Source organism: uncultured Allobosea sp. (assembly GCF_945956895.1).
In the GTDB taxonomy this organism is placed as follows: Bacteria; Pseudomonadota; Alphaproteobacteria; order Rhizobiales; family Beijerinckiaceae; genus Allobosea.
In genome coordinates this window covers 1-7976 of record NZ_CAMFJF010000095.1, presented here as the reverse complement: position 1 = coordinate 7976, position 7976 = coordinate 1, and the positions used below count along the sequence as shown (strand labels likewise).

General features: G+C 67.6%; 7 protein-coding genes. 5 read left to right on the top strand and 2 right to left on the bottom strand.

Features of this window, described 5'->3' with window-relative positions:
• Both Q0Q02_RS21965 and Q0Q02_RS21960 read right to left on the bottom strand, forming a co-directional pair.
• Nucleotides 1-777, bottom strand: a 777-nt coding sequence (locus tag Q0Q02_RS21965) for an alpha/beta hydrolase (protein ID WP_293812715.1), incomplete at its 3' end; no start/stop codon positions are given.
• 19 nt (nucleotides 778-796) lie between these two features.
• Entirely contained in the window at nucleotides 797-1786 is a 990-nt protein-coding gene (locus tag Q0Q02_RS21960) for an alpha/beta hydrolase (RefSeq protein WP_293812714.1), read from the bottom strand.
• Between the two features lie 214 nt (nucleotides 1787-2000).
• Here Q0Q02_RS21960 and Q0Q02_RS21955 point away from each other — a divergent pair, with 214 nt between their 5' ends.
• The 5 genes from Q0Q02_RS21955 to Q0Q02_RS21935 all read left to right on the top strand — a co-directional run.
• On the top strand, nucleotides 2001-3647 hold the full coding sequence (locus Q0Q02_RS21955; RefSeq protein ID WP_293812712.1) for a methyl-accepting chemotaxis protein: 1647 nt from the start codon (nucleotides 2001-2003) through the stop codon (nucleotides 3645-3647).
• Nucleotides 3648-3728: 81 nt separating this feature from the next.
• On the top strand, nucleotides 3729-4820 hold the full coding sequence (locus Q0Q02_RS21950; protein ID WP_293812710.1) for an ATP-dependent RecD-like DNA helicase: 1092 nt from the start codon (nucleotides 3729-3731) through the stop codon (nucleotides 4818-4820).
• Nucleotides 4821-4842: 22 nt separating this feature from the next.
• Nucleotides 4843-5241, top strand: a complete 399-nt coding sequence (locus tag Q0Q02_RS21945; protein ID WP_293812708.1) for a DUF1801 domain-containing protein — start codon at nucleotides 4843-4845, stop codon at nucleotides 5239-5241.
• 226 nt (nucleotides 5242-5467) lie between these two features.
• Complete coding sequence (locus Q0Q02_RS21940; protein WP_293812706.1) at nucleotides 5468-6940, top strand: DUF1800 family protein; 1473 nt, start codon at nucleotides 5468-5470, stop codon at nucleotides 6938-6940.
• A gap of 2 nt (nucleotides 6941-6942) precedes the next feature.
• A partial coding sequence (locus tag Q0Q02_RS21935; protein WP_293812704.1) for a DUF1501 domain-containing protein occupies nucleotides 6943-7976 on the top strand: 1034 nt, incomplete at its 3' end.

The following is a 7976-nucleotide window of genomic DNA, read 5'->3' as shown; positions in this document are numbered from 1 at the left end:
GAAGCGCCGGAATTGGACATTCTCAGATGGGAGGCTGGCCGCGATCGTTTCGCTGAAAGCGATCGGTGTGATCGGGTCCTTGTCTCCGGCCATCACGAGGATCGGGCAGGGGATGTGGGCAAGTGCGGCCCTGAAGTCGAAGCGGCCGTGCTCGTTGCCGGGGCCGTTGAAATGGACGCCGGTTTCGTTGCGCGTGACGGCGCGCGCAATCCACGATGCGTCATCCCTCTGGGAGCGAGGCGCGTAAAGCGGGACGCAGACCTTTCCGTAAACCGCCCGGGTTGCATTGGAGGGAGCTGACCAATAGCCACGGGCCGCCTTTTCCGCTTCGGCTCCTCCCAGGCGCTCAAAGGCCTCATAGACTTGCTGAAAGTCGAACTTTGCAGCCGTGCTGACCAGGATGAGCTTTGCGGCGTGGCTGGGATGGCGGGTCGCATAGGCTTGAGCCACGAAGCCGCCGAACGAGGTTCCCAGCACGATCGGCTTCTCGATGCCGAGCGTATCGCAAAGGGTCCTGACATCGTCGCCCCATTGGTCGAGCGTCCAGCGGTCTGTCGGACCGTTCTCGCTGCGCCCGCAGCCGCGATGGTCGTAATAGATGATCTGAGCGATGTCGCTCAAAGCCGAGAAGGCTGGCTTGTACATGCTGTGGTCGAAACCCGGCCCGCCATGAAGCAGAATGAGCGTCGGCTTCTCGCGCATCCGTGGCCCGTCGGGGACCAGCCCGGCGCCCTCGATATCGACGTAGAGGCGGACCCCGTTCACCGTGATGTGCATGGTTCTCGTATCCGGGAGTTCAGTTCTTCAGTCCGGCCAGGAAGGCCGCCAGCCGGTCGAGCGCCTGCTTCCCTTCCGGGCGGCCGAGATCGAACTGATATTCATGCGGCAGCTTCGGCTCGGTCTCGGGCGGGAAGAACAGGGTATCGATCCTGACGCCCCGGTCGCGCAGGGCCTGCGCCATAACCACCGATTGCGGCGCGAGCGGATCGCCATTGCCGACCGAGATGAAGCTCGGCGGGAAGGCTTCCGTGACATAGCGCGGCACCGCAGCCTCCGTGATGCGCTCGCTGTCGAACGGGTTCGAGGTGCCGAAATAGGCCAGGAGCACGGAGCGGACGAAGCCGCCGAAGGGGCCGGTCAATTCGAAGGCCGTGGGATCGAAGGCGCCGCAGAACAGGACGGCGCCCCGCACGATTGCGGGTGCCACAGCCGGCTTCAGGCCAAGCAGCTCCGCATAGTCCTTGCCGGTGAGGCCGGCGGCGAGCTGGGAGGCGATATGCGAGCCGGCTGAATCGCCGGCCAGCACGATGCGCGCGGGATCGAGGCCAAGGCGCTGCCCCTCGCGCTGCAGGAAGCCGAGTGCGGCATTCGCCTGCAGCACGGGCACTGGATAGCGCGCGGTCGGCGCCCGGGTATAGCCGATGGCGACCGTCGCGAAGCCGCGCCCGGCCAGAATCTTGAGATAGGGCGCGACATCCGCGCGGTCTCCGGCGACGAAGGCGCCGCCATGGATCCAGACGACGGTGGGCCTGCCTGCTTCGGCGCCGCCCGGCGGGAGATAGATGTCGAGCTTCTCGTCCTCGGTGCTGCCGTAGGCGATGTCGCGTTGCTCGCGGATGCCGGCGGGGACATGGGAAGCGAGCGCCGCCGTGCTCTTCGAGGCGCCATAGCCGAAGGCGAGGCGCGTCAGCAGCGCCGAAGGCCAGGGCGACAGCACGAAAGCGGCATAGCCCAGGAAGGCAAGGCCGAGGCAGAGCAGGAAGATTCGTTGGGCGCGTCGTCTCATGGCGCGAAGCTAGGCCGGCCTTCGGTCGCGGGCAATCGCGTCGCACCCATATCAGCAAGACCCCGCCGTCGGGGTATTCGATAACCGGCTAAACTATTGATATCGTTATGTCATGATGTCTCGCGTTAACCTCGCGTTCGTTCGCATCTGCGAAACCGGCGGGGGCTACGAGACTGAGGCTATGATGCGGCGACTGGGACTGACGGCGAAGATCATGATTTTCTTCGCGCTGCTGGGTCTCGCGGGAGCGCTGGGCCTTGCCAGCGCCTTGCGCGGCTTCGATGAGGCGCGGCGCATCGATACTTCCGCTTTCTCGGATATCCGCCTCGCCGGCAGCGCCTCGCTGCTGTCGAGCCGGGTTGCGGCCGCCGCCCTGCTCAGCCGGGTCGATCCGGAGAGCTCGCCGCGGGAGATCGAGGCGATGCTCGGCAAGCTCGACGCCGCCATCGAGCTGGTGGATGCGGCGCGCGCGCACCTGATCTCCGCCCTGCCCACCGCCTTGCGCGAAGCCAACCCGACGCTCAATGCGCGGATCCAGACCTTCATCGCCTTCCAGCACGGCATCGTCGATATCGGCCAGCGGATCTCGGCGAAGGCGGCCTTGCTGGAGGCCGGCGCCGCCGATGCGCGTGCCAATGTCGACGAGATCGTGGCGACGACCGCTGCCCTGCGCGACGAGCTCACGAAGCGGGCGAGCGAGACGTCCGTCCGCGCCGGCGCGCGTGCGGAGGCCGTTCGGCAGCGGACGATCCTGTTCGCGGTGTTCCTGCCGCTGGGCGGCGGGCTTCTGGCCCTGTTGATGTTGCGGAGCCAATTGACCCGGCCCTTGCGCAACCTGATGGACGCGATCCGCCAGGCGGCTGCGTCCGATCGTGTCGTCGAGGTGCCGCATCGCGACCGGGCCGACGAAATCGGCCAGCTCGCCCGCGTCGTGCGCCAGTTCAGCGAGGTCAGGGCGACCTTGGTGACGCGCGAGACCGAGGCCGACGATGCGCGGCGCCTGGAGCAAATCCGCAATGCCGAGCTTTCGGGGATCGCCGATGAGTTCGAAGCCCGGCTCGGCGTCCTGCTCGGCGAGATCGGGCGGGCCAGCGAGGTGCTGCGCATGGCGCTGCAGGATGCTGCCGTCCGCGTGCACCAGATCTCGCGGAGCACCGAGACCGCCGCGGCTTCCGTGGACGGCGCCGGGATCGATGCGCGCCGCTCCAGCGAGGCGGCTTTCCGGCTGGACCTTGTCGTCGGCCAGATCAATGCCGAGGTCCGGCGCGTGTCGGAAATGGCGACAGAGGCGACCCGCGAGGCCGCCGGGACCCATGCGCTGGTGACGCGCCTGACCGAAAACGCCGCCCAGATCCGCGATGTCGTGGGCATCATCGATGCGGTCGCGCGTCAGACCAACCTGCTCGCGCTCAATGCGACGATCGAGGCCGCGCGCGCCGGAAGCCATGGTCGCGGCTTCGCGGTTGTCGCGGCCGAGGTGAAGACGCTCGCGAATCAAGCATCGGATGCCGCCGGGCGGATCGTCAGCCGGATCGCGCAGGCAGACGAAGCCCTGTCCCACGCGGCCGAAGCGGTTTCGGCGATCGGGGCCAGCGTCTCGGCGGTCGAGCAAACCGGCACCGAGATCGCTGCGATGGTCGGGTCTCATGTCGAATTGCTGGGCTCGCTCGGCGAGACCGTGGCGCGGATCTCGGACGTAACGGGTACGGCCGCGCTGGCGATGGGCGAAATCGCCGCCGCCAATCTCCAGACCGTCGGCCAGGCGGATACCGGGGCGGCAAGCGCGAGGGAACTCGACGGGCGGATCAATGCCCTGCAGGCGGAGGCCAACGCCTTCGTCAGGCGCCTGCGCGCAGCCTGAGCGGTTTCGACAGCGCCGGGCTTGCCTCACGGGCCGACTCGGCCCCATCTGCGCCATGCCTTTTTCAACGATGGTTCCGCGATGAGCTGGTCGCCCCAGCAGGATATGGCTTTGACCGCCGTGGCACGCTGGCTGCAATCCGGCGAGCCGCAGCTCTTCCGCATGTTCGGCTATGCCGGCACCGGAAAGACGACGCTCGCGCGCCATATCGCCGAGGCCGTCGACGGCGATGTCGTCTTCGCCGCCTATACCGGCAAGGCCGCGCTCGTGCTGCGCAACAAGGGTTGCGAGGGCGCGCAGACCATCCATTCGCTGATCTACCGTTCACGCGGCGTCGACGAGGAGAGCCCGATCTTCGCGCTCAACCGCGACAGCGCGGCGGCCAAGGCGAAGCTCATCATCATCGACGAATGCTCGATGGTCGACGAGGAGCTGGGCCGGGACCTGCTCTCCTTCGGCACGCCGGTGCTGGTGCTGGGCGATCCCGCGCAGTTGCCCCCGGTCAAGGGCGGCGGCTTCTTCACCGAGCAGGAGCCGGACGTCATGCTGACCGAGGTCCATCGGCAGGCGGCAGACAACCCGATCGTGCGAATGTCGATGATCGTGCGCGAGGGCGGCCAGCTCGAACTCGGCGAATATGGGCCGAGCCGCGTGATCCGGCGCGGCGAGATCAATCCCGAGATCGTCATGGGCGCCGATCAGGTTCTGGTCGGCATGAACAAGACGCGGCGCAACTACAATGCCCGCATCCGCCAGCTCATGGGTCGCACCGATAACAGCCCTGTCGCCGGCGAGAAGCTGGTCTGCCTGCGCAACGACAAGAGCAAGGGCCTGCTCAATGGCGGCTCCTGGATCGTGCAGGAGATCAAGACCTCGAAGAAGGGGTTGATCACCATGCGGGTGACGCCGGAGGACGATGTCGGCGGCAAGGCGGTCAAGGTCTCGGTCATGCCGAATTTCTTCGATGGCACCGAGGACGAGGTGCCGTGGGAGCTGCGCAAGCACACCGACGAGTTCACCTTCGGCTATGCGCTGACGGTACATAAGTCGCAGGGCTCGCAATGGGACGATGTCGTGCTCTTCGACGAGAGCTTCGCCTTCCGCGAGCATCGCGCCCGCTGGCTCTATACCGGCCTGACGCGCGCGGCCGAGGCGATCACGGTGGTTGTCTAGACGCTGGAGTGAGGGAACGGTCATGGCGAAGGACGAGGCTCAGGACCAGGCGGCTTCCGAGCTGATCGACGCGAAGATCGCTGCGCTCGGCGACTGGCGTGGCGCGACGCTGGCGCGGATGCGCGCGCTGATCCGCGAGGCCGATTCCGACGTGGTCGAGGAGGTGAAGTGGCGCGGCGTGCCGGTCTGGTCGCATGGCGGGATCATCTGCACCGGCGAGACCTACAAGAGCGTGGTCAAGCTGACCTTCATGAAGGGGGCCTCGCTGGCCGATCCCGCTGGCCTGTTCAATTCGAGCCTTGAGGGCAATGCCCGCCGCGCCATCGATATCCGCGAGGGCGAGGTGGTGGATGAGGAGGCCTTCAAGGCTCTCATCCGCGATGCTGTCGCGCTCAATACATCCCGTTCGAAATCGCGCTGAGCGATCGATCCGGCGTCATTGCGAGCGCAGCGAAGCAATCCAGGTGCGGCAGAGATCTACGTCTCCCTGGATTGCTTCGCTGCGCTCGCAATGACGGTGAGTGCTTCAGCCGGTCGGAAGCGGTTCCAGAAGCCGAGTGAAGCTTACCGAATTGTCATGAAACATACCGGTTTTCTGCCATAGTCGGCGCCGATCTTCGTTCTCATCATCACCGGAGGCTTCGCAGATGGCGGAAACGGGCGAGCTGACGGCAGGAGCGGTGGCGCTGCAGCGGTTCGGCCTGGGTCCGAAGCCCGGCCAGGGCGAGGCGGCGCGGGCGCAAATCCGCGAAAAGCTTCTGGCCGAGATCGCGGCGGGCCGCGTCGCCCAACCGGAGGGCGTGCTTTTTTCAGGCGCGGCCGAGATCGGCAAGGCGCTCTACGATTTCGAGGATCAGGAGAAGCGGGAGCGCGAGGCCCGCCGCATCGTCGCCGCGGCGCCAGTGCCCGGGATGCAGCAGGGCTCTCAGATGGCCAGCGCCACCCCGCAGGCGCCGCCGGGCGGGCCACAGAATCAGATGGCGCCCGCGAAGCCTGCGAACGAGCCGGCGCTCCCCTATCGGACCTATCGCGACGAGGTGAAGGCGCGGGTCGATCTGGCGCTTTCGGCCGAGACGGGTCTCAGTGAGCGGCTGGTGATGTTCTGGTCGAACCATTTCTGCATCGGCGCGACCAAGAGCAACATGTGCCGGATCATGGCCGGCGCCTATGAGCGCGAGGCGATCCGCCCGCATGTCTTCGGCCGCTTCGAGGACATGCTGATCGCGGCCGAGAGCCACCCGGCGATGCTCGACTTCCTCGACAATCGCCAGTCGATCGGCCCGAACTCGCCGGCCGGGCGACGCCGGGGCCGGGGGCTCAACGAGAATCTCGCCCGCGAGATCATGGAGCTGCACACGCTTGGCGTCTCCGGCGGCTATGCCCAGGCCGACGTGACCAATCTCGCCCGGATCATCACGGGCTGGACGGTGGTTGGACGCGAGGGCGTGCTCGGCTTTCCCGGTTCCTTCGCCTTCAATGCCGGCTTGCATGAGCCGGGCACCACACCTTTGCTCGGGCGCTCCTACGATCAGCCGGGCAGGGCGCAGGGCGTCGCCGCGCTGACCGACCTCGCGCGCCATCCGGCGACGGCGCAGTTCATCGCGACGAAGCTCGCCCGCCATTTCGCGGCGGATGCGCCGCCGCGCGCGCTGGTCGACAAGCTGGCCGGGGTGTTCCGACAGAGCGGCGGCGATCTGCCGAGCGTCTATCGGGCGCTGGTCGAAGATGATGCAGTCTGGCAGGCGCCGGCCACAAAAATCCGGTCGCCGCAGGAGTTCCTGCTGGCCTCTTATCGCGCGCTCGGCCGCAAGCCGGATTTCGGCCAGATCATTGGGCCGGTCGGCGTGATGGGGCAGCCCTTTTGGCAGCCTTCCGGCCCCAATGGTTATGCCGACGGCAACGCCGCCTGGGCTTCGGCCGAGGGCCTGAAGACGCGCATCGATGTCGCCGCCGGCTGGGGGCGGCAGGCTGCGGGCTCCGTCGCCGATCCGCGTGTGCTTGCCGAAGACATGCTCGGACCGCTGCTTTCTCCTGAGACGAAGCAGGCGGTGGCGCGGGCCGAGAGCAAGCCGCAGGCGATCGCGCTCCTGCTGATGTCGCCTGAATTCCAGCGGAGGTGACGATGATGGCTCACCACGACGATGACGATTGCGAACGGATGACGCCGTCGCGCCGCGCCGTGCTCGGGGCGGCCGGCGCGCTCTTCGCCTGGTCCTTCATGCCGAAATTCGCCTATGCGGCGGCGGGCGCGCGCGATCCACGCTTTGTGCTGGTCGTCCTGCGCGGCGCGCTCGACGGGCTTTCGGCCGTGCCGCCGATCGGCGATCCCGATTATGCCGGCCTGCGCGAGGGCATCGCGCTTGCCAAGGACGGGCCGGAGGCGGCTTTGCCGCTCGACGGCTTCTTCTACCTGCATCCGGCCATGCCGAACCTGGCGCGGCTCTACAGGCAGGGACAGGCGACGGTCGTCCATGCCGCGGCGACAGGCTATCGAGAGCGCTCGCATTTCGATGGGCAGGACGTTCTGGAAAGCGGCCAGCCGGGGGCGGGCATGACCCAGAGCGGCTGGCTCAACCGCTTGATCGCAAACCTGCCCGCAGGCGAGGGTGTTTCGCGCAAGGGCGTGCTCGGTATCGGCGTCGTGCCGCCGCTGGTGGTGCGCGGCGAGGCGCCGGTGCTGGGCTGGGCGCCGCCGCGCATGGCACGCGCCGGCAGCGACCTGACGATGCGGCTCGCCGATCTCTACGGCCAGCGCGATCCGGGACTGGCGCGGGCGCTCGCGCAGGCGATCGAGACCGAAGGGCTGGCGCAAAGGCGCGGCATGGCCGGCGAGCAGAAGGGTGGCGGCGGGCCTGATACGGCCGATGGCATGCGCCGCATCGCCGAGGGCGCGGCTGCGCTGGTCGGTGCCGATGACGGGCCGCGTGTCGCGGCGCTCGCCTTCGAAGGCTGGGATACCCACGCCAATGAGGGCGGGGCCAAGGGGCGCCTCGCCAATCTGCTCGGCGGGCTTGACGGTGCCTTCGCCGCCTTCGAGCAGGGGCTCGGTCCGGTCTGGAAGGATACGGTGTTGATGGTCGCGACCGAGTTCGGGCGGACCGCTGCGGTCAACGGCACGACCGGGACCGATCATGGTACCGGCACGGTCGCCTTCCT